This window comes from Bradyrhizobium sp. B025, assembly GCF_042257955.1.
Taxonomy (GTDB): domain Bacteria; phylum Pseudomonadota; class Alphaproteobacteria; order Rhizobiales; family Xanthobacteraceae; genus Bradyrhizobium; species Bradyrhizobium diazoefficiens.
The window spans coordinates 393,512-418,003 of the sequence record NZ_CP170150.1 but is presented as its reverse complement, the minus strand read 5'-3'; the positions used below and the strand labels follow the sequence as shown (position 1 = coordinate 418,003).

General features: G+C 65.4%; 22 protein-coding genes. 10 read left to right on the top strand and 12 right to left on the bottom strand.

What is annotated here, in order from left to right:
- Nucleotides 1–28 precede the first annotated feature (28 nt).
- From ACE10W_RS01845 to ugpB, 12 genes are all read right to left on the bottom strand, one after another.
- Nucleotides 29–751 (bottom strand): GntR family transcriptional regulator, encoded by a 723-nt coding sequence (locus ACE10W_RS01845; protein ID WP_028172700.1) that lies wholly within the window; start codon nt 749–751, stop codon nt 29–31.
- A 4-nt stretch (nt 752–755) separates the two neighbouring features.
- Nucleotides 756–1,148 carry an oxalurate catabolism protein HpxZ gene (gene hpxZ / locus ACE10W_RS01840; RefSeq protein WP_011083862.1) on the bottom strand — a complete coding sequence of 131 codons (393 nt, stop codon included), beginning with the start codon at nt 1,146–1,148 and terminating at the stop codon, nt 756–758.
- Nucleotide 1,149: 1 nt separating this feature from the next.
- Entirely contained in the window at nt 1,150–2,544 is a 1,395-nt protein-coding gene (locus tag ACE10W_RS01835) for an AtzE family amidohydrolase (protein WP_304550353.1), read from the bottom strand.
- 7 nt (nt 2,545–2,551) lie between these two features.
- Nucleotides 2,552–2,731 (bottom strand): DUF4089 domain-containing protein, encoded by a 180-nt coding sequence (locus ACE10W_RS01830; RefSeq protein WP_028172697.1) that lies wholly within the window; start codon nt 2,729–2,731, stop codon nt 2,552–2,554.
- A gap of 15 nt (nt 2,732–2,746) precedes the next feature.
- Entirely contained in the window at nt 2,747–4,582 is a 1,836-nt protein-coding gene (locus ACE10W_RS01825; RefSeq protein ID WP_304550351.1) for an ABC transporter ATP-binding protein, read from the bottom strand.
- 110 nt (nt 4,583–4,692) lie between these two features.
- Complete coding sequence (locus ACE10W_RS01820) at nt 4,693–5,592, bottom strand: ABC transporter permease (protein ID WP_161532984.1); 900 nt, start codon at nt 5,590–5,592, stop codon at nt 4,693–4,695.
- Nucleotides 5,593–5,595: 3 nt separating this feature from the next.
- Nucleotides 5,596–6,609, bottom strand: a complete 1,014-nt coding sequence (locus tag ACE10W_RS01815; protein ID WP_011083857.1) for an ABC transporter permease — start codon at nt 6,607–6,609, stop codon at nt 5,596–5,598.
- Nucleotides 6,610–6,878: 269 nt separating this feature from the next.
- The gene (locus tag ACE10W_RS01810) at nt 6,879–8,501 is read right to left on the bottom strand and encodes an ABC transporter substrate-binding protein (protein WP_304550346.1); all 1,623 of its coding nucleotides are present in this window, start codon (nt 8,499–8,501) and stop codon (nt 6,879–6,881) included.
- 407 nt (nt 8,502–8,908) lie between these two features.
- Nucleotides 8,909–9,844 (bottom strand): phosphotransferase, encoded by a 936-nt coding sequence (locus tag ACE10W_RS01805; protein WP_161532982.1) that lies wholly within the window; start codon nt 9,842–9,844, stop codon nt 8,909–8,911.
- A 66-nt stretch (nt 9,845–9,910) separates the two neighbouring features.
- Nucleotides 9,911–10,177 (bottom strand): protealysin inhibitor emfourin, encoded by a 267-nt coding sequence (locus ACE10W_RS01800; protein ID WP_028172692.1) that lies wholly within the window; start codon nt 10,175–10,177, stop codon nt 9,911–9,913.
- Nucleotides 10,178–10,212: 35 nt separating this feature from the next.
- Nucleotides 10,213–11,244 (bottom strand): M4 family metallopeptidase, encoded by a 1,032-nt coding sequence (locus tag ACE10W_RS01795; RefSeq protein ID WP_304550343.1) that lies wholly within the window; start codon nt 11,242–11,244, stop codon nt 10,213–10,215.
- A gap of 205 nt (nt 11,245–11,449) precedes the next feature.
- Nucleotides 11,450–12,790 carry a sn-glycerol-3-phosphate ABC transporter substrate-binding protein UgpB gene (gene ugpB / locus ACE10W_RS01790; protein WP_028172691.1) on the bottom strand — a complete coding sequence of 447 codons (1,341 nt, stop codon included), beginning with the start codon at nt 12,788–12,790 and terminating at the stop codon, nt 11,450–11,452.
- A 187-nt stretch (nt 12,791–12,977) separates the two neighbouring features.
- On the opposite strand from ugpB, the gene ACE10W_RS01785 reads away from it, so the two are divergent.
- The 10 genes from ACE10W_RS01785 (at nt 12,978) to ACE10W_RS01740 (ending at nt 24,490) form a co-directional block, all read left to right on the top strand.
- Nucleotides 12,978–13,973, top strand: coding sequence for a TRAP transporter substrate-binding protein (locus ACE10W_RS01785; RefSeq protein ID WP_161532980.1), 996 nt, complete (start codon nt 12,978–12,980; stop codon nt 13,971–13,973).
- A 6-nt stretch (nt 13,974–13,979) separates the two neighbouring features.
- On the top strand, nt 13,980–16,058 hold the full coding sequence (locus ACE10W_RS01780; RefSeq protein ID WP_271557074.1) for a HAMP domain-containing sensor histidine kinase: 2,079 nt from the start codon (nt 13,980–13,982) through the stop codon (nt 16,056–16,058).
- Nucleotides 16,028–17,773 (top strand): DUF3369 domain-containing protein, encoded by a 1,746-nt coding sequence (locus tag ACE10W_RS01775; protein WP_011083850.1) that lies wholly within the window; start codon nt 16,028–16,030, stop codon nt 17,771–17,773. Before ACE10W_RS01780 ends, ACE10W_RS01775 begins: the two co-directional genes overlap by 31 nt.
- A 10-nt stretch (nt 17,774–17,783) precedes the next feature.
- On the top strand, nt 17,784–18,521 hold the full coding sequence (locus ACE10W_RS01770) for a response regulator (RefSeq protein ID WP_011083849.1): 738 nt from the start codon (nt 17,784–17,786) through the stop codon (nt 18,519–18,521).
- Nucleotides 18,522–18,968: 447 nt separating this feature from the next.
- The gene (locus ACE10W_RS01765; RefSeq protein WP_011083848.1) at nt 18,969–19,580 is read left to right on the top strand and encodes a sigma-70 family RNA polymerase sigma factor; all 612 of its coding nucleotides are present in this window, start codon (nt 18,969–18,971) and stop codon (nt 19,578–19,580) included.
- Between the two features lie 484 nt (nt 19,581–20,064).
- Entirely contained in the window at nt 20,065–20,763 is a 699-nt protein-coding gene (locus ACE10W_RS01760) for a cytochrome c biogenesis CcdA family protein (protein ID WP_011083847.1), read from the top strand.
- Between the two features lie 30 nt (nt 20,764–20,793).
- Nucleotides 20,794–21,357: a thioredoxin family protein gene (locus tag ACE10W_RS01755; RefSeq protein ID WP_161532976.1), complete on the top strand. Its 564-nt coding sequence runs from the start codon at nt 20,794–20,796 to the stop codon at nt 21,355–21,357.
- 103 nt (nt 21,358–21,460) lie between these two features.
- Nucleotides 21,461–22,435: a hypothetical protein gene (locus tag ACE10W_RS01750; protein ID WP_038965233.1), complete on the top strand. Its 975-nt coding sequence runs from the start codon at nt 21,461–21,463 to the stop codon at nt 22,433–22,435.
- A 366-nt stretch (nt 22,436–22,801) separates the two neighbouring features.
- On the top strand, nt 22,802–23,395 hold the full coding sequence (locus ACE10W_RS01745) for a L,D-transpeptidase (protein ID WP_011083844.1): 594 nt from the start codon (nt 22,802–22,804) through the stop codon (nt 23,393–23,395).
- A 57-nt stretch (nt 23,396–23,452) separates the two neighbouring features.
- The gene (locus tag ACE10W_RS01740) at nt 23,453–24,490 is read left to right on the top strand and encodes an amino acid ABC transporter substrate-binding protein (protein WP_304550337.1); all 1,038 of its coding nucleotides are present in this window, start codon (nt 23,453–23,455) and stop codon (nt 24,488–24,490) included.
- Nucleotides 24,491–24,492 lie beyond the last annotated feature (2 nt).

Here is a 24,492-nt window from a genome sequence, read left to right as displayed (position 1 = left end):
CCACCCTACGGCACGGAGTGCGCGTCGCCTACACCGACACCGCGTAGATTTCATACTCCCCGCGCACCAACTCGATGTGGGCGCGCATGGCGGCGGCGGCGCCCTGCTTGTCGCCGCGCATGATGGCGACGACGACGCGGTCGTGCTCGGCTTGCGATTTGGCGAGACGGCCGAGGTTGCGGAACTGGGCACGGCGGAACGGCTGCACGCGGACGCGGGTCGCCAGCGTGATCTCGGCGATGTAACCGTTCTGCGAGCCGGCATAGATCGCGTTGTGGAAGCGCTCGTTGACCTCGTGGAAGCGATCGGGATTGCCGGTGTAGCTGAGGACACGCAGCTCTTCGTGGATGGCCTCCAGACCGTGGCGTTCGGCGGCGGACATGCGCTCGGCTGCAAGGCCGGCGCACAGCGCCTCCAGCTCCGCCATCGCCTCGAACATGCTCTTCAGCCGTTCGATCGACGGCTGCGCCACCACCGCGCCGCGATGCGGCCGGGCCTCGACGAGGCCGCTCGCCACCAGCTGGCGCAGGGCCTCGCGCACCGGCGTGCGCGAGACGTTGAAACGCCGCGCGATGTCGGTCTCGTCCAGCGGCGAGCCGGGAGCCAGGGCTCCGCGCACGATCTCGTCGGCGAGCTGAAGGCGCAGCTCCTCGGCGCGCGTGACCTTCTGCACCGACGGCAGGGCCCGGTCGACGCGGGGCACCACCGGCTCGGCCGGCAGAGTTCCCTGCGGAAGGTCGTCAAGCGTCATTCGATCAGGTCTCTTTCGACTCGTCGATGATGCTGACATGGGCGGCGACGACGCGCCAGCCCTCCGGGAAGCGAATCCAGGTCTGCATCTGCCGGCCGACCTTGCCGGGCGCCGTGTCGCGATAGAACAGGGTGGAGGCGACGGCCGTGTCGCGGCCATAGCTGCTGATGACGGTTTTCGCGGTGCGACGGTTGAGGCCGACCGGCGAGCGGCCGGCGCGGAAGCCGGAGATCGCCTCATAGCCATAGAGGTTCTCGCCGATGCCGTAGCGCAGCGTGCGGGGATCGTTGCGGAACAGCTCGCCGAGCACGGTTACGTCGTTGGTGACCAGGGCCTGCTCATAACGATCGAATGCGGCTTTGACTTCCGCGATCACCTCTGGGAGATCGATCTCCATCTCAGAATCCTCTCGGGGCTGGCGCTGCAACAACGCCCATCCGTTCCAACGTATGCGCGACGCGCAACGCGATATCCTCGCGCCAGGGCGCGGCGATGATCTGCACGCCGATCGGCAGCGGCTCGAGCGGCACCGGCACCGCGACCACGGGCAGGCCGATGAAGGAGATCGGCTGGGTGTGGATGCCGATATTGGCGCGCACCGGCAGTTCGACGCCGTCGAGATTGAAATTCACCTGCCCGAGCTTTGGCGCAGTGCACGGCGTCGCCGGCGCCAGCAGCACGTCGACCGATTTGAAGATTTCGGAAAACTGCGCGCGATACCAGCGGCGGAATTTTTGCGCGCGATCCACCAGCGGCGCGGGCACCATGGCGCCCGCGATCAGGCGGTCGCGCACGGCGGGATCGAAATCGTTCGGACGCTTGCGCAGGCGATCGAGATGCAGCGAAGCGCCTTCGGTGGTGGAGATGACGTAAGCCGCCGCGCGGGCACGCGCGGCTTCGGGCACATCCACGATTTGCGTCGCGCCGAGCGCCTTGGCGACGCGGCTGACGGCTTCGACCGCCTCGGGAAACACGTTCTTCTGGAAGTAACCGCCGGCGATCGCGATGCGCAGGTCCGAGACCGGATTGGCGAGCAGCGGCACCGTCGGCTCCAGACCGCGTGTGGTGCAGGCGGCATCGCCCGCATCCGGCCCCTGCATCGCATCGTAGGCAAGCGCGAGATCGGTGACGGAGCGCGCGAACGGGCCGAGATGATCGAAGCTCGCGACGAACGGAAACGACCGCGCCCGCGACAGCCGGCCATAGGTCGGCTTCAGGCCAAAAATGCCGCAGAACGAGGACGGCACGCGAATCGAGCCGTTGGTGTCCGAGCCCAGCGCGATCGGCACCAGCGCGCCGCCGACGGCGCTGCCGGAGCCGCCGGAGGAGCCGCCGCTCATGCGCGTCGTATCGTGCGGATTGCGCGATGGACCGTCGTGAATGTTCTCGCCGGTGAAGTCGTAGGCGTACTCGCCCATGTTGAGCGCGCCGACCAGAACCGCGCCGGCCGCTTCCAGCCGCTCGATCAAGGTGGCGTCGCGCTTGGCGGGTGCGAGGTCGCGGTTGATCTTCGAGCCGGCACGGGTCGAGAGGCCCGCGACATCGAACAGGTTCTTCACCGCGAAGGGCACGCCGGCGAGCGGGCCGACCTCCTTGCCGGCGGCAATGTCGGCGTCGATCGCACGCGCTTTCGCAAGGGCGCGCTCGGCGGTGACGTCGGTGAAGGAATTGAGGATGGTGTCGTGCTGCTTGATGCGCGCGAGCGCGGCTTCGGTGGCAGCGAGGGCGGACATCTTGCCGCCTGCCACCGCTTTCGCGATGTCGGCAGCACTCATCTCTGGCTTGGTGGTCATGGCGGCGTCAGACGGAGAAGATCGGCGCCGGCTCGGTCTCGTCCGGCAGCGCGAATTCGTCGACGAGGCGGGCGAGCCGCAGCGACACTTCGAGATTGGCGCGAACCGCCGGCCTCCAGGCCTCCTCGATCGGCAATGCCAGCGCTTTCGATACGGCGTCGATATAATCGTCCAGCGGCTCGGCCATCACGCTCCCAAACAATCAGTGTACCGGCAACGGCGGATGCGGGATCGCCGTCAGCAGCTCCTTGGTGTAGTCGTCCTGCGGATCGCTCAAAACCCTCTCGGAAGAGCCTTCCTCGACGATTCGACCCGTCCGCATCACAATGACACGATCGCACAGCAAGCGCACTACGTTCAAATCATGCGAGACGAACAGATAGCTCATACCTAGCCGCGCCTTGAGGTCCTGGAGCAGATTGAGGACCACGGCCTGGACCGAGACGTCGAGCGCCGCCGTCGGCTCGTCCAGGATGACGAGTTTCGGGTGCAGGGCAATCGCCCGGGCGATGCCGACACGGGCCTTCTGGCCCCCGGACAATTGGTGCGGGAAGCGGTCCAGCAGATTGTGCGGCAGGCCGACCATGGTGGCCAGCTCCTCGCAGCGGGCGCGCAGCGCATCGCGGCCCCTGACGTCGCCGAGCTGCATGATCGGGTCGGCGATGGCGCGCGCGGCGGTGAAGCGCGGATTGAGGCTGTCGGTCGGGTCCTGGAACACCATCTGGATGCGGCTGCGCTGAGGCAGCCGGGCAAACGAGGCCGGCGCGATGCCGCCGATGTCCTCGCCGTCGAACTGGATCAGGCCGGAGGTCTGGTCCAGGAGCCGCATCACCATCATCGAGGTGGTCGATTTGCCGCAGCCGGATTCGCCGACCAGGCCGACGCTCTCGCCATGGCCGATCGAGAAGCTGATGCCGTCGACGGCGCGGAACACGTCCGGCTCGACGGGCGGTTTGCGGCCGAACAGTCTGCCGAGCGTGGCGGTGGCGCCCTGACGGGGATACTCTTTCACGAGCTTTTCGATGAGAAGGAGAGGCTGTTCGCTCTTCCCCCTCTCCCCGCTTGCGGGGTCGCGACGAGCTTCGCTCGCGCTGAGAGGGTTGGGGTGAGGGGCTGTTTCAGCGAGCGAGACTCGCGGAGAGTCCCCCTCACCCGCCGCGCCTTGCGCGTCGGCCTCTCCCCGCACGCGGGGAGAGGCGAAGGAAGCCCCCTCCTCCTCCGGCAACAGATCCCGCAAGCTCACGCCGAGCCGCGGCGTCGCGCGCATCAGCTTCTTGGTGTAGGGGTGCTGCGGATTGGCGAAGATATCGGCGGCCGCGGCGGTCTCGACCACGCGGCCCTTCTCCATCACCACGACGCGGTCGCAATAGGCGGCGGCCAAACCCAGATCATGCGTGATCAGGATGGTCGACATCGCGCGGCGCCTGGTCAGCTCGACGATCAAATCCATCACCGCCTTCTGGGTGGTGACGTCGAGGCCCGTGGTCGGCTCGTCCGCGATGAGGAGCTGCGGGTTGCAGGCCAGCGCCAGCGCGATGACGACGCGCTGGCACATGCCGCCGGACAGTTCGAACGGATAGGCGTGGTAGCGCTCGCGCGGGCGGGCGATCTTGACCTGCTCCAGCGCCTCGATCGCCTTCTCACCGTGATCGGCGACCTGGGCCTGCTGCACATGGGTGCGCAGCACGTCCTCGATCTGGTCGCCGACCTTGCGGATCGGGTTCAGTGCAGCGCGCGGGTTCTGGAAGATCATCGAGACTTCGCGGCCGCGCAGGTCGCGCATCTGGTCTTCGGTCGCAGCCTTCACGTCGATGCCGGAGAACATCACCGAGCCGTCGGCGATCCGCCCCGCCCGGTCGAGGATGCGCATCACCGCATAGGACGTCACCGACTTGCCGGAGCCGGACTCGCCGACGATGGCCAGCGTCTCGCCCTTGGCGACGGAGATGTTGACGTGCTGCACCGCCTTCACGATGCCGCGGCGGGTGGTGAATTCGACCGTGAGGTCCTGGACGTCGAGGAGCGGCTGGGCGGTCATGGATGGCTCCCGTCACTCAAAAAGGTCGAAAACAACCCCATGCACAGTAGAAGGGCGTTGGATTCATTGGACAATTTCGACGGGGAATTTGGAGGTGAAGGAACCATCACCTACGTCCTCCGCTGCGGATCGACGATGTCGCGGAGGCCGTCGCCGAGGAGGTTGAAGCAGAACACGGCGATCATCAAAGCAAGGCCGGGGAACAGTGCGATCCACCATTCGCCAGAGACCATGAAGCCCGCGCCTTCCGCGACCATGATGCCCCATTCGGCAGTCGGCGGGCGGACACCGAGGCCGATGAAGGACAGGCCGGCGGCATTGAGGATGGCGTAGCCCATGGTCAGCGACATCTGCACGATCATGATCGGCATGATGTTGGGCAGGATGTGCACCAGCAGGATGCGGAATTCACCGTTGCCGGACAGGCGCGCGGCCTGCACGAAGCCGGCATTGCGGCGGACATTGGCCTCGGCACGCGCGACGCGGGCATAGAGCGGGAAGTTCACGATCGCGGTCGCAAGAATGATGTTCTGCACCGTGTTGCCGAGCGCCGCGACGATGCCCATCGCCAGCACGAATAGCGGAAACGCCATGATGGTGTCGGCGATGCGGCCGACGATGCGGTCGGTCCAGCCGCCAAAGTAGCCCGCTGCGATACCGGCGAGGCCGCCCATCAGGAACACCAGCACGACGGAGGCGACCGCGATGAACGTATCGAGCCGCGTCGCCACGACGACGCGGCTGAAGATGTCGCGGCCGAGCTGATCGGTCCCGAACCAGTGCGCGGCCGATGGCGCTTTCAACGCCGCGGCGGTGTCGGAGGCGAGCGGATCATACGGCACCACATAGGGACCGAAGATCGCCGCGATCAGGATCACGATCAGCAGCGCGAAAGCAAAACCCGTGACCTTGTTTTCGCCGAGAACGTAGCGGGTCTGTTCGAGGATCGCGACCAGTCCCGAGGTACGGGCGGGACCGACGGGTTCGACAGCAGGCGCAACGGAGCTCATGGTTTAGCCCTCCAACCTGACGCGCGGATCGATCACGCCATAGAGAATGTCGATCACCAGATTGAGCAGCACGTACATGACCGCCATGGTCAGCACGAAACCCTGCACCGGCGCGAAGTCCGACGAGATCAGCGCTTCCACCGCATAGGATCCGATGCCGGGCCAGGCGAACACTTTTTCCACCAGCACGTTCGCACCGAGCAGGAACGAGAACACCATGCTCAGCGTCGTGATCACGGGCAGCATTGCGTTGCGGAAGGCGTAGGTGACGATGACGGTCGCCGGCGACAGGCCGCTGGCGCGCGCCGTGCGGACGAACTCTGAGGCGAGCACGGCGAGCATCGAGGCGCGCGTCATGCGCGCGATCGGCGCCAGCGAGAAGATCGCAAGCGTCGTCGCCGGCAAAATGAGCTGGCTCAGCGCCGAGCGGAACGCCTCGAGGTCGCGCGCGATCAGGGTGTCGATCAGATAGAAGCCGGTCACCGTCGGCGGTGCGCTGTAGAACACATCGAGACGACCGAGCGGCGCGGGCGACCAGCCGAGCCGGAAATAGAAAACGTAGACCAGCACGAGGCCGGTGAAGAACACCGGCAGCGAGACGCCCGCCGTCGTCGTGACCCGGCAGAGGTGATCGACCCATGACCCCGGCCGCGTCGCCGCCAGCACGCCCAGCGGAATGGCGATGACGATCGAGACGATGAGGCCGAGCAACGTAAGTTCAGCGGAGGCCGGCAGGCGGTTGCGGATCTCGGCCGCGACCGGCTGGCCTGTGGTGAGCGAGTTGCCGAAATCGCCATGGGCGAGATCGTTGGTGTAGCGGAAGAACTGCTCGATCAGCGGCCGGTCGAGGCCGAGCTTCTTCCGGATCTGCTCGACGGCCTCTTTCGTCGCGGCGGGACCGGCGAAATACGCGGCGGGATCACCAGGCAGCGCGCGCGTCAGCAGGAAGGTGACGATGACGACGCCGATCAGCGAGGGTATCGCGAACATCAGGCGCTTGCCGATCATGGTCAGCATGGGAGTGCTCTCCTTCTGCCTAGCCATTGGAAGCAAATTCGAACGACCTGCTCAGCTGCGTTCCCTCCCCCCTTGTGGGGGAGGGCTAGGGAGGGGGGTGGCTCCGGGAGGGGTCGGAGTTCGTGGCTACCCCCCTCCCTGCCCTCGGGAGCGAGCTTCGCTCGCCTCGGACCCCACAAGGGGGGAGGGAATGAGATGACAGTGCCCACCTCACTCCAGTGGAAGAGACCAACACATGCCGATGCGTCGCCGACCATCAGCATGACACCTCACCCCTTTGCCATCGCGCGGTAGTCCAGGCGGCGGTGGAACCAGTATTGATAGCCGCTGATGTTCTTCTGCATCGCGACGTTGACGAAGGGCTGGTACAGCGGGATGCGTGGGATGTCGCTGTAGGCGAGATCGACGAAACCCTTCACGTCGGTGTCGTAGGTCGCGGTGTCGCCGCTTGCGGCCGCGACGCGCGCGCCGTCGATCAGCTTGTCCATCTCCGCCGACTTGTAGCTCATGGTGTTGAAGACGGAATTGTTGCCGTGATAGCACCAGTAGAAGAAGTACTCGGGGTAATCGAGCCAACCCGAGAACACGTTGGTGAAGAGCGGCATCTCCTTCTTGTTCAATTCGGTGCGCCAGTTGGCGCCGGGCACCTTGTTGATGGTGGTCTTGATGCCGAGCTGGGCGAGCGATTCCTGCACCAGCACGCAGAGCGGCTCGTTGACGCCGGCGAAATTGAGGTCGAACGAGATCGTAGTCTCGAAACCGTTGGCGTAGCCGGCCTCCGTCAGCAGCGCCTTCGCCTTCTCCATGTCGGTGTTGTATTTGTGCTGCTGCGGCCAGGCGACCTCGGTGGCCTTGTCCTTGGCGGCGCCGAACATGGGATTGCCGAGCCCGAACAGCACCGCGTCCATGATCTTCTGGTAGGGCAGCGCATAGGCGATCGCCTGCCGCACCTTGACGTTGTCGAACGGCGGCTTGGTGACGTTCATGCCGATATACTGGATGCCGTTGGAGAACGGCAGCGACACCACGTTGAGCTTGCCGCTCGCCTTCATCTCCTGGAAATCCTTGAACGGCAGCTCGTAGGAGATGTCGGCGTCGCCGCGCTCCAGCAGCGCACGGCGATTGCCCGCCTGCGGCACCATGCGCCAGATCACGCGCTTGATCTTCGGCAAGGGCCCGCCGACCCAATCCTCGTTGCGCTCCATGATCACTTCGGTGCCGGCGGTCCACTTCGTCACCTTGTAGGCGCCGGAGCCCGCGGTCTGCTGCTTGGTGAATTCGAGACCCCAGGGATCCTTCTCGCTGGCGTTCTTCTTCACCAGCTCGGAGTTGACGATGCAGGGCACGATCACCGCGAGATCGGGAATCGTCAGCTTGTCCTTTTTGAGGAAATCGACGCGCACGGTGTAGTCGTCGATCACGACGAACTGCTCGGGCTTCGTCAGCGAGCCCGCGCTCATCTGGAAGGTCGGGAAGCCGCCGACGCTGACGGCGCGGTCGAGCGACCACTTCACGTCCTTGGCGGTGACCGGCGCGCCATCGTGGAATTTGGCGTTCTTCTTCAGCTTGAAGGTGACCGACATGTCGTCGATCTTCATGTCCTCGGCGAGCTCGCCCTTGAACTTGTCGCGGTCGTAATAGGGCACGCCGCCGGGGCCGCTTTTCATCTCGTGGCTGATCAGCCGGTCATAGCAATTCCAGGACACCTCATAGCCGGGCACGTTGGTGCCGACGCCGTGGATGTCGAGATTGTTGGGGCCGCCCTCCGAGACGATCAGCAGCGTCTCCGAGCGAGCGTCGGCCTTGGCCGAGGAGATCACCGACGGCATGGCCGGAAGCGCCGTGCCTGCGGCCAATCCGGAAACGGACTTGAGAAAATCGCGGCGCTTCATGAAATCGCTCCAACGCAAAAGTTTCTGGTTGGAACTGGATTCGCAAGGTTCGTGCCAGAGCTTAACGAGACGTTAGTCTCGCGCTAATCAACTGATATCACTTGATTTTTTTTGATTTTTGCCTGATTTTCCGGAGAGCGGCGCACTTCCTGCTTGCATACAAAGACGGAGAATTGCTCAAAATTTCATCGATAAAGCGTGAGAGCCCATTCGGGAGGCGACGGCAGGACTCATCGCGCAGATAGCGCGGCGCCCGTGCTGAAGCCACCAGGCCCGGCCGTCATTCCGGGGCGATGCGCAGCATCGAGCCCGGAATCCATCGGGCCACAGAATGCGTGGGAAAATGGATTCCGGGCTCGCCGCTTCGCGGCGCCCCGGAATGACGGAGAGCGGTGGGGCCGGAGCACTCACTCCGCCCAGATCAGGTCCTGCAGCTCGACGAGATCCTTCGCCTTGTCCTGCCAGCCCTCGATGCAGATGTGGCTGTTGAGATCGCTGGCGTGGTGCAGCAGCATCAGGGCCATCAGGCGCCGCTTGAGCGCATAGTCCAGCTTCGCATAGCCAAACCCTTCGAGCAGGCTGCGCACCCTCCCCGGCCGGCCCGCCGCCATGAAGGCGCCGGGGCCGAGCAGGTCGTAGTCGCGCCATCCCGCCCGCACGTCGCCGAAGTCGAACAGGCCGGCGAGCGACCATTGCCCGTCATGGCAGGCGAGCAGAAAGTTCTCCGGAATGTATTCGCCGGTCAGGAGCACCGGCGGCGCGTCCATCGGAACGAGGCGGGCCGCATCGCGCAGGAGATCGTCGAGGCCTCCAAGGAATTTGGGCGCAAGGCCGAGACGCTGGTGCCTGGCGCGGCACCCCTGCATCTGGGCGCGCATGAACTCGTCCCAGCGCGGCTCTATTGCTGCGAGAGGGCCAAGCGGCGCGCGCTGCACGGCCGCGATGGTCTCGCCGATCTGGCGCAGCAGGCGCTCCTTCTGCTGTTCCGGCAGAGACGGCCAGACCTCCGAGCCGAGCGTGCCGGCAAGACGCGTGATGACGAGATAGGGCCAGCCGTCGCGCATCCCTTCCGCGACGACCTGCGGAATTGGCAAGGAAAGACGTCCCGCAAGCTGCGTCAGCGAACCGCGCTCGGAGACGAATTGCGCGTGGAGCAGCGGCGGGAAGATCTTCAGGATCAGGCGCTCACCGAGGCCGACCACGAGATTGGTACCTGTTACAAACACCTGCGGCGCGCCGACGTCGAGGCCGTGGCTGCGCGCGATGTCGAGCGCGATCGGCAGCCATCGGGACTGGTCGGCGCGCAAGGCACGGTAGGCCTCGAGGCTCGTCGACGCGGACATGCCCCAAGCACCGACTGAATCCGGCGGCAGCGACTCCTCCATCACAGCGCCCGGCTCCGTCCGGTGTTATTCCAGGACATCCTTGACGCTGTTCTTGATGGTCGAGGGGACCGCATGCTCGGGGACTTCGATGGTCTGCGCACCGCGCGTGATCCGGTAACTGAACGCGTCGGCCTGACCTGGATGCGCGGGCGCGACCTTCTTCGGATCGGCAAACAGCTGCTCCACCGTCTTCTGATCGGCGGCGGACAGATCCGACAATGCCACTTCACCGCGGCTCTTGAGGTGAGGGCCGCCGAAGCCGGCGAACCCTCCGACGCGCTCGATCTTCAAGCGATCCACGCTTCCTTCCTTCCGTATCGCACGCTTTAGAGCCCGACCTTCTTCCATCCGGTATCGACGGCGGCGAGGACTGCGGCATCGCCAGGATACAACGTGTGGGCACCCTGCCGGGTCCGCGCCGCGAATGCCTTCATCGTCATGTTCGGCGCCGGCCCGAAACCAGTGAGCGAATGATACCACACCTGCCCGATCCTGGCCCAACTGTATCCGCCAAGCGTCGTGCAGGCGGTGTAGAAGGCGAGGTTCGGCGGCCCGCTCGCGTAATGCGGGTCCATGCCGGGCGTCACTTGCGAATATTTGGTCGGCTGCGGCGCCAGGCAGTGCTTGGCGGCGGGATCGGCCATGTCGCGCAGGCAGGCGAACCCCTTCTTCTTGGCCGCCGGCCCCATGATGTCGCGCCCGATCAGCCAGTCAGCCTTCTTGACGTCGTGCTTGGCCTCCCACTGCCGGAACATCGAGCCGAAGCAGTCGGAGATGCTCTCGTTCAGGCCGCCGGCATCGCCGCTATAGGCGAGCTGGAGGCTATGCTGGGTCACGCCATGGGTCAGTTCGTGGCCGATGACGTCGTTGCCGCGGGTGAAGTCGACGAAGATGCTGCCGTCGCCGTCGCCATAGACCATCTGCGAGCCGTTCCACATCGCGTTGTTGTACTTCTCACCGAAATGAACCGACGACATCATGGTCATGCCGTGATCGTCGATCGAATTCCGGTTGAAGACCTGCTGGTAGAACCTGGCCACCTTGGTGGTCTGGTTGAAGGTGCGCTTGACGGAGCCGTCCGAGGACGTCTTCGGCTTCGGCACGGGCGTGCCGGGCAGCGTCTGCGTGTGCTTGCAGTCGTAGACCGTGACCGTCGGCGCCGCGGCCAGCGTGACCAGACCTGCGGCGCGCGCCGCCACGACGCTGGTCAATTTCGCCGTCTGCGTCCGCAATTCGCGCAGTTCGTGACTGACCTGGACGGTGTCGACCATCTGCTTGCGAAGCACGGCGGACAGCTTCTTGTCCTGGGAAAGTCTGGTCAGAACGTCGTTCGGGATGATGCAACATGAGCAAGGCATAAGCGATCTCCATCACAACTTTTCCGGAAAAATGATAGTTGAAACAACCTCAAGATTATCGCTGCGCGCCCGCGGCACAAGTGATGTGGCTCACACGGGCGTCATTGTTTCGAGAGCGTGGATTTGCGGCCCGCCCGCGGATCCGTGCATCGCTTCAAATTTCGTGATGTGGAGTCGCGTGCGCGCGCAGCGGGCCGAGCAGCGCCTATCGCTCCGGGCTGGCGCGCTCGAACTGGCGCAGCAGCTTGTTGCCGCGCTCGACGGCGGAATCCAGAGCTCCCTGCGCGCTCTTCTGGCCGGCAAAGGCCTGCTCCAGCTCGTCCTCGATCGCGCCGCGGATCAGCACGAAGGAGCCGAGCCGGATGCCCTTCGAGTTCGACGTCGGCGGATGCAGCGTGATCTCCTCGAACGAGATCGCCGAGCCCGGATTGCGCTCGTAGAAGCCTTGCGCGCGCGTCAGCTCGTAGGCGGCGCGGGTGATCGGCAGATATCCGGTGTTCTGGTGCCAGGCCGCCTGCACGCCGGGCTGCGACAGATAGGCGAAGAACCGCGCAACGCCCTTGTATTCCGCGCGCGGCCGATCACGCAGCACCCACAGCGTGGCGCCGCCGATGATCGAGTTCTGCGGCGCGTCCTTCACCTCGGGCCAGTACGGCATCATGCCGTAGCCGATCTCGAATTTCGAGTTCGCGTTGATGTCGGCGCGCGTCGCCGAGGAGCCGATGAAGATGCCGCATTCGCCGTTCTGGAAGCGCGGCTCGGCCGACTGGCCGCGGCCGCCATAGTCGAACAGCCTGGTCTTCTGCCACTCAGCCAGCTGGGCGACGTGCTTGACGACGACCGGATTGTTGATGGTCAGCTCGGCATCGAGCCCGGCAAAACCGTTGGTGCGGGTCGCGAGCGGCAGGTTGTGGAAGGCGGAGAGATTCTCGATGTGGATCCAGGACGGCCAGGACGTGGTGAAGCCGCAAGGAGCGCCGCGGTCGCGCAGACGCTTTGCGATCGCGCCAAGCTCGGGCCATGTCTTCGGCGGCGCCTCCGGATCGAGGCCGGCGTCACGGAACATGGTCTTGTTGTAGTAGAGGATCGGCGTCGACGAATTGAACGGGAACGACAACAGATTGCCGGCCGCATCGGTGTAGTAGCCGGAGACGGCGGGAAGGTAGTCGTTGAGCGAGAACGGCTCGCCCTGGTCCCGCATCAGGCTGAACACCGGATAGATCGCGCCCTTGGCCGCGGTCATGGTGGCGGTGGCGACCTCGTTGACCTGGACGATCGCGGGCTGGCTGCGCGAGCGGAAGGCGAAGATCGCCGCCGTCACCGTCTCGGTATAGTTGCCCTTGTAAGCAGGCACGATCCGGTAATCGGACTGCGAGGCGTTGAAGTCGGCGGCGAGCTTTTCCAGTTGCCGGCCGAGCTCGCCCGACATGGCGTGCCACCACGCGATGTCGGTGGCGGCGTTGGCCTGCGCGGTGAACGTGAAGGCCGCGGCGGTGGCAACGACCTGCAAACAGCGCAATGCTGAAATCACGATGGCTCTTTCCATGTCGCGCGGCAAAAGGCGACCCCGTCCTGCTTACGGCGCGGCATTTCCAGTTTCAACCGGGAATGAGGGCCGGCCGCGCCGCACAATCACCCCGCGGGCCGCGGCGGGATGGCCTTCCCTTAACCATCTGCTAGATTGCATTGAACCTTTTGGTCTCGCCATAGACTCCACCACTGAGGGGTTGAGTGTGCCAGTGTTGAACCGTGCCGAACTCTCACGGACCGGGGTGGTTTTCGTCGCGCTTTTGTTCGCCATTTGCGCGACGAGCGCCGTTGCGCGTGAATTTCGCGCCGCCGACACCCAGACCGAGGATTACCCGACCGTCCAGGCGCTGCGCTACATGGGCGCGCTGATCGCCGAGCGCACCGGCGGCCGCCACGAGATCAAGGTTTTTCATTCCCGCCAGCTCGGCGAGGAGAAGGAGACCATCGAGCAGACCCGGGCCGGCGCGATCGACCTCAACCGGACCAATGTGGCGCTGATCGGCAATTTCGTCCCGGCGATGAACGTGCTCGCCATGCCGTTCCTGTTCCGGTCCATCGAGCACATGCAGAAGGTGCTGGACGGGCCGATCGGCAGCGAGATCCTTGGCAGCTTCGAGCCCTACGGTTTCGTCGGGCTCGCCTTCTACGATTCCGGGGCGCGCTCGATCTACAACGGCGCCCGCCCCGTCAGAAGCATCGCAGACCTCCGGGGCCTGCGGATCCGGGTGCAGCAATCGGAGTTGATGAGCGAGATGATGCGCTCGCTCGGCGCCGAGCCGGTCGAGATGCCCTATGGGCAGGTGCTCGCCGGGCTTGCCAATCATCTGATCGACGGCGCCGAGAACAACTGGCCATCTTTCGTGACGACGGACCATTACAAACATGCCGGCTACCTCGCGCTCACCGAGCACACGATGAGCCCCGAAGTGCTGGTGATCTCGCTCAAGGCCTGGAGCAGCCTGTCGGCGGACGACCAGACCATCTTCCGGGAGGCCGCGCAGCGCTCCAGCCGCTTCATGCGCGAGAAGTGGCGCGACCTCGAGGAGCAGTCGCAGCGCAAGGCGGAGGAAGCCGGCGTCACCATCGTCAGGGATATCGATCGCAAGCCGTTCGAGGACGCGATGGCGGCGATCTACGCCAAGGCCGGGCGCGATCCCGCCGCGGCCGCACTGATCGAACGCATTCGCAAGGTGGAGTGAGCCTCGTTGCCCGCAGCTGGACACAGCGAGCACGCAGACAGGCAGCCCGGGCCGCTCGGGCGGCTGCGCGCGCGCCTCGTCGGCGCGCTTCGGGCGGTGCCGATCCGCTGGCGCATCCTGTCGATCGCGGCGCTGAACTCCGCCGTGGTGGTGGTGCTGGTGGCGCTGATCTGGAACGGCTCGCAAGTGCTGGGCTCGGCCTGGGACGACGTGCGCCAGGTGCGCGAGTCCGACCGGATCCTGGCGCTGCTCGAAAGCGAGACCGGGCGGCTGCACAATCTGATCCACCGCTACATCAACCAGCCGAGCCCGGACCTGTTCGCCGAGATCCTGCTGCTGCGCGAGGCGGTGCTGGGGACCCTCGCCAACCGCGCCGCCAAGGACCCGATGCTGTCGGGCTCGGTCGAGGAGCTGGAGCGCACCACCGACCGCTTCCTCAACGGCTTCGGCGAGCTGCGCAGCGTCCAGGCCACCATCGCCAAGACCTATGAGGACCAGGTGCAGGGCCCGGCCAGGGACATGGCGGGCCTGTATTCCATCATCGAAGGCGCCACCGGCCATCGCGACGCGCTCATCTGGCCCTCGCTCGGCAAGTCGCGCGAGGCCTTCACCGCGATGCTGGTCGCGGCCAACTCCTACTATCTGTCGCAGTCATCAGGCGCGGCCGACGACGCGCGCCACAACACCGAGACGATCGAGAAGACCATCCCCGTGATGATCGACCTCGCCGACAACGACCTCCAGCGCATGGCGCTGCAACGGCTCGCGACCCGCACCGTGGCGCTGCGCGAGGGCTTTGCAAAACTCTCCGAGCAGCTGATGAGCCGCACCGAGCTGCTGCGCAACACCATCGACGCCAGCCAGGCCGAGGCGATCGGCGCCATCGACGACCTCTCCACTAAGATGCGCCAGCGCGAGCAGAAGGCGCAGGAGACGTTCGACCGCACGCTGGCGGATATTTCGCGGCGCGTGCTGTCGATCGCGGTGATCTTCCTCGGCATCATCCTTACCGCCGGCGTGCTGATCGCGCTGTCGATCCGCCTGCCGCTGCAGCAGATCATGGCGGCGATGCGCGCGATCACGCTCGGCGACCTCGACCGCGAGGTGCAGGGCACCAAGGCACGCGACGAGGTCGGCGCCATGGCCCGCGCGGTGGAGGTGTTCCGCGAGAACGCGATCGCCAAGCGTGAGACCGAGGACGAGCTGCGCGCGTCCAAGGAGAAGGCCGAGAGCGCGCTGCTCGAGCTCAACACCGCGCAGCAGAACCTGATCGACGCCGAGCGGCTCGCGGCCCTCGGCGGCCTCGTCGCCGGCGTCGCGCACGAGGTCAACAACCCGATCGGCATCAGCCTCACCGTTGCGTCGAGCTTTGCCCGGCGCAGCGATATCTTCGAGGCGCAGCTCAAGGGCGAGGGCGGCCTGCGCCGCTCGCAGCTCGAGGAGTTCGTGCAGGCCTCGCGCGATGCCTCGCAGCAGCTGGTCGCCAACCTCCAGCGCGCCGGCGAGCTGATCCAGTCGTTCAAGCAGGTCGCGGTCGACCGCTCCCATGCCGAGCGGCGGCAGTTCAGCTTGAGCGAAGCCACCGACCAGATCATCGCCAGCCTGCGCCCGGTGCTGAAGCGCTCGCCGATCACGCTCCAGGTCGACGTACCCGAGGGCCTGCTGCTCGACGGCTACCCCGGCTCCTACGGCCAGATCCTGACCAACCTCTTCCTCAACGCCGCCAACCACGCCTTCGCCGACGGGCGCGCCGGCACGATCACGATCTCGGCGCGGCCACGCGGGGCCGACGACATCGAGATCATCTTCACCGATGACGGGGCCGGCATGACCCCGGACGTGCAGCGCCAGGCCTTTGACCCATTCTTTACCACCCGGCGCAATGAAGGTGGTACGGGACTTGGCCTCCATATCGTCTATAACCTCGTCACCCAGCAGCTCGGCGGGCGGATGATGCTGGAATCCAAGCTGGGACAAGGCACTACTTTTCGCATTATCATGCCCCGGGTCGCCAAGGGCGGCGCGCAAAGCACAGAGACTGACGGGACTTCTCAATGGCCGAACAGGACGATGTCCTCCACCTGATCGACGACACTGGCACCGCGTCGGAGGATACGGACGCCCGGAAATGGAAGATCGCCGTCATCGACGACGATCCGGCCGTGCATGACGGCACCCGTTTCGCGCTGTCCGATTACAGCCTCAACGGCCAGGGCCTGGAGATCCTCTCCGCCTATTCCGCGGCCGAAGGCCGCAAGCTGATGGCCGCGCACAACGACATCGCCGCGGTGCTGCTCGACGTCATCATGGAGACCGACGTCGCCGGCCTCGAGCTGGTCGAGTTCATCCGCAACGAGATCCGCAACGAGACCGTGCGCATCATCCTGCGCACCGGCCAGCCCGGCCAAGCGCCCGAGCGGCGCGTGATCGTGCAGTACGACATCAACGACTACAAGGCCAAGACCGAGCTCACCGCCGACAAGCTGTTCACCTCGCTGACCGCGGCGCTGCGCTCCTATCAGCAGCTCGAGCGCATGGTGCAGACGCGGCGCGGCCTCGAGATCATCATCGACGCGGCCTCGACGCTGTACGACTTCAAGTCGATGCAGCGGCTCGCCGAGGGCGTGCTGACCCAGCTCGCCTCGCTGCTCAATGTCGATTGCGCCGGAATACTGGTCCTGCGCGACAATGGCGGCGTCGACCCCGAGCTCTCGGTGCTCGCCGGCAGCGGCTGCTACAGCCGCTTCATCGGCACCACGACGTCGAAGGCGCTCGACCCCGACCTGCGCGAGATGGTCGAGGCCGCCTTCCAGCGCCGCAAGAACGAATTCGCCGACCACCGCAGCGTGATTTACTTGCGCACCGGAAGCGGCCGCGAGGTGGTCGTGCTGCTGCAGGCCGAGCGCGAGCTGTCCGAGACCGACCGCTCGCTGGTCGAGATCTTCTCCAGCCGGCTCTCGATCGCCTTCGACAACGTCATCCTCTATCAGCAGCTCCAGGACGCCAACACGCAGCTGGAAGACCGCGTCGCCCAGCGCACCCGCGCCCTGATGCAGGCCAACCGCCGCCTCTCGGCGCAGTGGCTGCGGCTGCAGCGCGCCAACGGCTTCAAGAACGAGATCCTGGGTACCGTCGCGCACGATCTGAAGAATCCGCTCGGCGTCATCCTCGGCCGCACCGAGATGCTGAAGGAGCTGATCTCGACCGGCGCCTCGTCCAGCGGCGTGGTCGCCCAGGTCGATCACATCCGCGACGCCACCAAGCGCCTGACCACGATGGTCGATCACCTGATCTCGGACGCGATGGCCGATGCCTTCGACATCACCATCCGCCGCGAGCCGGTCGACGTCGCCGCCCTGGTCAAGGAGGTCGCCGACGCCAACCAGCCGCTCGCCGTCAACAAGCAGCAGGCGATCAGCGTCGCCGCGCCGTCCAACATCGTCACCATGTGCGACACCGACCGCATCCGGGAGGCGATCGACAACCTCATCAGCAACGCCATCAAGTACTCACCGATCGGCGGCAAGATCAGCGTGGCCGTCGCCCATGAGGGCAGCGAGACCATCGTCCGCGTCAGCGACGAGGGCGCCGGCCTGTCGCCGGAGGATCTCGGCCGCCTGTTCGGCCGGTTCCAGCGGCTGTCGGCAAAACCGACCGCCGGCGAGAGCTCGACGGGGCTTGGGCTTTCCATCGTCAAGCGTATTATCGACATGCATGGCGGCGAGGTGACCGCCGACAGCGACGGCCCCGGCAGGGGCTCGACCTTCACCATCACCCTCCCCGCGACCGAACTGCCGTGATCTCAAGACCATGACCCAAAGCCAGCACATCATGATCGTCGACGACGAGGCCCCGGCCCGGGAGATGGTCGGCGATTACCTCAAGATGCACGGCTTCACCGTGACGCTGTGCGACGGCGGCAAGTCGTTGCGCGCCGCGATCGACGGCGGCATGCCCGATCTCGTCGTGCTCGACCTCAACATGCCCGAGGAAGACGGGCTGTCGATCATCCGCGACCTCAAGAGCCGCATCAACGTGCCTGTCATCATGCTCACGGCGACCGCGAGCCCGATCGACCGCGTCGTCGGGCTCGAGCTCGGCGCCGACGACTACGTGGCAAAGCCCTGCGAGCTGCGCGAGCTGATGGCGCGCATCCGCTCGGTGCTGCGCAGAAGCGGGCCGGCCAAGGCCGCGGCGCCGGAGGCTGCGGCGGCGAAATCGGACAAGGATCAGCTGGTCCGCTTCGGCACCAAATGGCTCGATCTCGAAGCCCAGGCGCTGCGCGACGACGAGGGCAACGAGCATCCGCTGACCGCATCGGAGTTCGGGCTGCTCAAGGTGTTCGCGGCCAATCCGAAGCGCGTGCTGTCGCGCGAGCGCCTGCTCGAACTGGCCAATGCGCGCGACGCCGAGGCGTTCGACCGCGCCGTGGACCTGCGCATCATGCGCATCCGCCGCAAGATCGAGCCCGACCCGGCAAAACCCGCCGTGATCCGCACCATCCGCGGCGGCGGCTATCTGTTCTCGCCGGCTGGCGAGAAGACGTAGGGGCGCGCTGCAAATACAGCTGTCGTCCCGGACAAGCGCCAGCGCAGATCCGGGACCCATAGCCACGAAATTGGGTTTGGCGAAGACTCGGAGTTACCAGCTTCGCGCCACAACGCCTCCCTGTGATTATGGGTCCCGGATCGGCGCGCGCTTTTGGCGCGCTTGTCCGGGACGACGGCGGAGTGCGGGGCGCGACTGAACGCAAACCCCGAAAATTCGTTCCCGGCGCCTCCGCTCGCTGCCAAATCCCCACCCCCGTATTTTCCGTACATTGAAATTCCACGCTTTTTTGCCCCGAATGTTTCGTCGCGCCCTGTCCGACGAAACAATTTGGCGGCGCACGAAACCATTTTCCGCTTTTCGCGCAGACGTCCCGAAACGGTGGCTGATTAACACTTTGGTCCAAGGAAACGCCGCTCGGTTGCGGCGCTACGGGGAGCCAAGTCTATGCCGAACGTCATCGCCATCAACGCCCAGGCCAGCCAGAGCATCATCGCCGCTCAGGCGACTTCGGACGATATGCTTCTGGAAAGCATTGCCGACGGCAACCGGACGTCGATGCACATCCTGTATTGCCGGCACAATGTGCGGGTTTACCGCTTCATCCTGCGTATCGTGCGTGATGCCACCACCGCGGAAGACCTTGTCAGCCAGGTGTTCCTCGACGTGTGGCGGACCGCCGGCCAGTTCCAGGGCCGCTCGCAGGTCTCGACCTGGCTGCTGTCGATCGCCCGCTTCAAGGCGCTGACCGCGATGCGCCAGCGCCGCTTCGAGGACATCGACCAGGAAGACGTGCGCCAGATCCCTGACGACACCGACACGCCCGAGACCTCGCTCGACCGCAGCGACACCAGCGCCATCCTGCGCGCCTGCGTGCAGAAACTGTCGCCCGCGCATCGCGAGATCATCACCCTCGTCTACTACCACGAGAAGTCCGTGGAGGAGGTCGGTCGGATCATCGGCATCCCCCAGAGCACGGTGAAGACGCGGATGTTCTATGCCCGCAAGCAATTGGCGGATTTGCTTAAGGGCTGCGGCGTCGACCGCTTCGCTGCCTGAAAGCTCATGATTTCAAAGGGATAGGATCGGACCAGCGGCCCTATTCCCGGACACGGAAGTGTTACCGCGGACGAAACAATTGAAACAAACCACAACATCAGGCGGAAAAACTTCCCTCCTATAAACCTCACATACGGTTTTGCTTAAACCTCCCAAGACTTCCAACGACCCGGACGGGATGCCCCCCTCCGGGTCGTTTTGTGTTTGGGCCTGAGGTCGCCACCGCGAGCCCCGCCTCTCCCGCTTGCGGGAGAGGCCGACGTGCCCGGGCGATGCGAAGCATCGTCCCGCGCGCGGCGGGTGAGGGCTCTCTCCTCTCGGGGAGTATCCCGTTGCGGAGACACCCTCTCCCCAACCCTCCCCCGCGAGCGGGGAGGGAGCGCACCGTCACCCTGATGGGCACCCCGTCACGAAGCCGTGACGCCACGTAACGACTGCCCCTCCCATCCCGAACTGCCCTCGTGACCTCCCTCGCGAGTGGCCCATGCTCGACCTGATCTTCGCCGTCCTTGCCGGCGTCCTCACCATCGCTGCGCCGTGCACGCTGCCGATGCTGCCGATCCTGCTTGGCGCTTCGATCGGACGCGCGGGGCATCTGCGGCCGGCGATGATCGCGCTCGGATTCGTCATCTCGTTCTCGGCGACAGCGCTGCTGCTCGGCGCGATCACCCGGCTGTTCGACTTCGATCCGAACGTGCTGCGCGAAGCGGCGTCCATCCTGCTGCTCGGCTTCGGCCTGTTGATGCTGTGGCCGGCGCCGTTCGAATGGCTGTCGATCCGACTCAATGGCTGGCTCGATCTTGGTGCTGCGAGCGCCGCGCAGCGCGAGGGCGCGCTTGGCGGGCTCATCCTCGGCACCACGCTGGGCCTGGTCTGGACGCCCTGCGCAGGGCCCGTGCTCGGCTCGATCCTGACGCTGGTGGCGACGACGAAGAATGCGACCTGGGCCGGCACGCTGCTGGTCGCCTACGCCATCGGCGCGGCGATCCCGATGCTCGCGATCGCCTATGGCGGACAGGCCGCGACGACGCGCGTGCGCAGCCTCGCGCGCATTTCGCCACGCCTGCAGCAGGGCTTTGGCGTCGTCGTGATCGGCTTCGCGGTCGCCGCCTACTTCCAATACGACACGCTGATCGTGGCGTGGCTCACCGGCTTCTATCCCACCGGCCAGATCGGCCTGTAATTGCTTCGCATCTCAACGGAGGACGCTTCCATGACCTTGAAACTGCTCGCCGTATCCGCAGCCCTGATCGGCATGGCCGTGACCGGCGCCGTGATCCCCGGCATCTGCGACGAGGCCGCACGCGCTGCGCCTGTCGTCAGCGCGGCCGCAAGCCAGCAGACCGCGCCCGACTTCACCGGCATCAACACCTGGTTCAACTCGAAGCCGCTGAGCATCGCCGATCTCCGCGGCAAGGTCGTGCTGGTCGATTTCTGGACCTATGGCTGCGTCAACTGCGTCAACACGCTGCCGCACGTCACCGACCTCTATGCAAAATACAAGGACAAGGGCCTGGTCGTGGTCGGCGTGCACACGCCGGAATTCCCGTTCGAGCGCTCGGCCTCCAATGTGCAGGCCGCCCTGAAGCGTCACGGCATCACCTATCCGGTGGCGCAGGATAACGATTCGAAGACCTGGAACGCCTACAGCAACCAGTATTGGCCGGCGCAGTACGTCATCGACCAGACCGGCAAGATCGTGTTCCAGCACGCCGGCGAAGGCCGCTACGACGAGATCGACCGCACGGTGGCAAGGCTGCTGAACGCCAGCAGCTGATGCGGCCCGGACATCGCGCGGCTGGTTTCGCCTGACGGCCTTGTTGCTTGACTCCACGGACCGGTCCGTGGAGTTTCGCGAGCCTCGAAATCAGCCGCCCGCAATGGACGACGCGACCACCAGCAACGACATCCGCCTTCGTGAAGGCTCATCGATCGCGCAGCGGCTGGTCGTGGCCGGCTCTGCGGCGGCCGTTGCGCTCTGCTTCACGCCCGGCCTGTTCACGCACGACACGCTGGAAATCATCATCTCGGTGGTCGCGCTGCTGGTGGGAGCGGGATTTGTCGTCGGCATCATGATGGCGCCGGCGGTGGTGTGGATCATCACACCCGACGAGATCCTGATCGGGCATCAGCGTCCCTTCGGAAAACTCCAGACGCGGATCGTTCCGAAGGACGACATCACGGGGTTGCAAGTTCCCGGCAGCAAGCGGGTGAAGGCCCGCTTTCAGCTGGTCTTCACGCTTGTCTCGGGCGAGCGCCTGACGTCGCCGCCGATCTCGGATGTCACGCATGTGCGCGACACCGTGGCACGGATCGCCACGCAATTCGACGTTCCCCACGTCGAGGAGCCGGTCAATCCGCTCGATGCCAGCAATTCCGAGATGCATCTCGGCGAGCCGCTCGAGGCGTTTTCCGCACGGGACATAAGGATCGTCGCACTGATCGCCGTCGCCTTGTCCGCCGTGCCCTACGCCTACAAGCTCTGGCGCGGATGGCCGCCGAGCCATGTCGATATCCTGCTGCTGCCGCTCGGCGCGATCGCGGCGTTCGCCGTGTATCGCTACGCCAACCTCGTGACCGGCGCGTTCTGGATCATCCGCGAGGGCGACATCCGCGTCGAACGCCTGTGGGGCGACGGCCAGCCGCGCACCGACCATATCGAGGGGCACGAGGTGAAGACGATCACCGTCGACCGCCGCGGCCGGTCCGAGGACGAGCACTGCATCGTCACGATCCGGTTGCGCTCGGGCCGACGCTTTCGCAGCCCCCGCATCGGCTCGCGGCTCGAGGCCCGCGCCGTGGGAGCCGAAATCGTGCGGCGGCTCGGGATCGCGGCGGAGAATAACAAGATCTGACGGGTCGCCGCCTGGCGAGGTCCCTTTGCCTCTCCCGCTTGCGGGAGAGGCCGACGCGCCCCGGGCGATGCGAAGCATCGTCCCGAGCGCGGCGGGTGAGGGCTCTCGCCTCTTGGGGGTCCTTGATTGTAGAAGCACCCTCTCCCCGACCCTCCCCCGCAAGCGGGGGAGGGAGCGCACCGGCCTGGCGGCCGCCATCTAGGCTTTTCGCGCCATCCCCTGTTTGTGGCATTGCCGTGGGCCCGTCAAAAAAGCAAAGCATTCTCGTGACATACCAGCCGGGCGCGCCATCAACTTGCCATGAACATGCCCCTGAGATTTGATGGCTTTAAATGATTTGCGCTGTGGCAGCGGGGAGAGCTTGAAATGACGGATTTTCGTCGCCTGACCGGGATGTTCGTGGCCACGATCGGCCTGATCCTGTCCGCACCACAGGCCATCGCGCAGCAGCCCGACCGCGGCGACGAGCCGGGTCTGGTCGCTGACGACGCCTACCAGCTCGAGCCGGAATGGCAGAAGCAGGTGGTCTACTTTCGCACCACCGAGACGCCGGGCACCATCATCATCTCCACCGCAGAGCGCCACCTCTATCTGGTGCAGCCGGGCGGGCGCGCGATCCGCTACGGCATCGGCGTCGGCCGCGACGGCTTCCAGTGGCAGGGGCTGGTGAACATCACCAACAAGAAGGAATGGCCGGACTGGACGCCGCCGCCCGAGATGATCCAGCGCCAGCCCTATCTGCCGCGCTTCATGGCCGGCGGCCCCGGCAATCCGCTCGGCGCCCGCGCCATGTATCTCGGCACCACCGTGTACCGCATTCACGGCACCAACCGTCCCGATACGATCGGCACCAAGGTGTCCTCGGGCTGCTTCCGTCTCGTCAACAACGACGTCGCCGATCTCTACGATCGCGTCCCTGTCGGCACCAAGGTGGTCATCCGGCAGAAGCCCGAACTCTAAGTTCCCCGCCTTCGCAACACTTCCTTTTCTTCCCGATTATTTCGAGAGAGAGACATCATGCGCACTTTTCGAGGCGGCCTGCTCATCGGGCTCGCGGTCGCCGTGCTGGTCGGCGTGCTCGCCGTCATCTACGAGTTCTACGACACCCGCACCCTGAAGCGTACGGTTCGCCGCGGCGAAGTGCTGTGCGGCATCAACAAGGGCCTGCCGGGCTTCTCGATCCCCGACGACAAGGGCAACTGGACCGGCTTCGACGTCGATTTCTGCCGCGCGGTGGCGGCGGCGATCTTCAACGATCCGGCCAAGGCGAAGTTCGTCGCGCTCGACGCCAGCGAGCGCTTCAAGGAATTGCAGAGCCGGAAGGTGGACATCCTCTCGCGCAACTCGACCTGGAGCATGGCGCGTGAGCTCGACTACGACCTCTATTTCCCCGCCGTCGCCTATTACGACGGCGCAGGCTTCATGCTGCCGCGTTCGCGCAACAAGGAAACGTCGCTGGACCTGACCGGCAGCAAGGTCTGCGTGCAGACCGGGACCACGACGGCGCTCAACGTCTCCGACTACTTCCGTGCCAACAACATGAAGTACGAAGAGGTGAAGTTCGACAAGCTGGACGACGTGGTGAAGGCCTACGACACCGGCAAGTGCGATACGCTCTCCGCCGACGTCTCGCAGCTCTACGCGCTGCGGCTGAACCTGTCGAAGCCCGGCGATCACATGATCCTGCCGGACATGATCTCCAAGGAGCCGCTCGCCCCCGTGGTGCGCCAGCGCGACGACGACTGGATGATGATCGTGAAGTGGACGCTCTACGCGATGATCAACGCCGAAGAGCTCGGCGTCTCCTCCGAGAACATCGACGAGGCGCTGAAGTCGAAAAAGCCGGAAGTGATGCGCCTCGTCGGCACGGAAGGCAATTACGGCGAGCAGCTCGGCCTCACCAAGGACTGGGTCGTCCGCATCATCCGCAATGTCGGCAATTACGGCGAGATGTACGAGCGCAATATCGGCGAGAAGTCGAAGCTGAAGATCCCGCGCGGCATGAACCAGCTGTGGAACGCCGGTGGCGTGCAGTACGCGCCGCCGATGCGGTAACG

What these genes read in the sequence shown, in the direction of transcription:
- ACE10W_RS01845 (WP_028172700.1), bottom strand. Translation starts at nt 751, where the DNA reads ATGACGCTTGACGACCTTCCGCAGGGAACTCTGCCGGCCGAGCCGGTG.
- hpxZ (WP_011083862.1), bottom strand. Translation starts at nt 1,148, where the DNA reads ATGGAGATCGATCTCCCAGAGGTGATCGCGGAAGTCAAAGCCGCATTC.
- ACE10W_RS01835 (WP_304550353.1), bottom strand. Translation starts at nt 2,544, where the DNA reads ATGACCACCAAGCCAGAGATGAGTGCTGCCGACATCGCGAAAGCGGTG.
- ACE10W_RS01830 (WP_028172697.1), bottom strand. Translation starts at nt 2,731, where the DNA reads ATGGCCGAGCCGCTGGACGATTATATCGACGCCGTATCGAAAGCGCTG.
- ACE10W_RS01825 (WP_304550351.1), bottom strand. Translation starts at nt 4,582, where the DNA reads ATGACCGCCCAGCCGCTCCTCGACGTCCAGGACCTCACGGTCGAATTC.
- ACE10W_RS01820 (WP_161532984.1), bottom strand. Translation starts at nt 5,592, where the DNA reads ATGAGCTCCGTTGCGCCTGCTGTCGAACCCGTCGGTCCCGCCCGTACC.
- ACE10W_RS01815 (WP_011083857.1), bottom strand. Translation starts at nt 6,609, where the DNA reads ATGCTGACCATGATCGGCAAGCGCCTGATGTTCGCGATACCCTCGCTG.
- ACE10W_RS01810 (WP_304550346.1), bottom strand. Translation starts at nt 8,501, where the DNA reads ATGAAGCGCCGCGATTTTCTCAAGTCCGTTTCCGGATTGGCCGCAGGC.
- ACE10W_RS01805 (WP_161532982.1), bottom strand. Translation starts at nt 9,844, where the DNA reads ATGTCCGCGTCGACGAGCCTCGAGGCCTACCGTGCCTTGCGCGCCGAC.
- ACE10W_RS01795 (WP_304550343.1), bottom strand. Translation starts at nt 11,244, where the DNA reads ATGCCTTGCTCATGTTGCATCATCCCGAACGACGTTCTGACCAGACTT.
- ugpB (WP_028172691.1), bottom strand. Translation starts at nt 12,790, where the DNA reads ATGGAAAGAGCCATCGTGATTTCAGCATTGCGCTGTTTGCAGGTCGTT.
- ACE10W_RS01775 (WP_011083850.1), top strand. Translation starts at nt 16,028, where the DNA reads ATGGCCGAACAGGACGATGTCCTCCACCTGATCGACGACACTGGCACC.
- ACE10W_RS01770 (WP_011083849.1), top strand. Translation starts at nt 17,784, where the DNA reads ATGACCCAAAGCCAGCACATCATGATCGTCGACGACGAGGCCCCGGCC.
- ACE10W_RS01765 (WP_011083848.1), top strand. Translation starts at nt 18,969, where the DNA reads ATGCCGAACGTCATCGCCATCAACGCCCAGGCCAGCCAGAGCATCATC.
- ACE10W_RS01760 (WP_011083847.1), top strand. Translation starts at nt 20,065, where the DNA reads ATGCTCGACCTGATCTTCGCCGTCCTTGCCGGCGTCCTCACCATCGCT.
- ACE10W_RS01755 (WP_161532976.1), top strand. Translation starts at nt 20,794, where the DNA reads ATGACCTTGAAACTGCTCGCCGTATCCGCAGCCCTGATCGGCATGGCC.
- ACE10W_RS01750 (WP_038965233.1), top strand. Translation starts at nt 21,461, where the DNA reads ATGGACGACGCGACCACCAGCAACGACATCCGCCTTCGTGAAGGCTCA.
- ACE10W_RS01745 (WP_011083844.1), top strand. Translation starts at nt 22,802, where the DNA reads ATGACGGATTTTCGTCGCCTGACCGGGATGTTCGTGGCCACGATCGGC.
- ACE10W_RS01740 (WP_304550337.1), top strand. Translation starts at nt 23,453, where the DNA reads ATGCGCACTTTTCGAGGCGGCCTGCTCATCGGGCTCGCGGTCGCCGTG.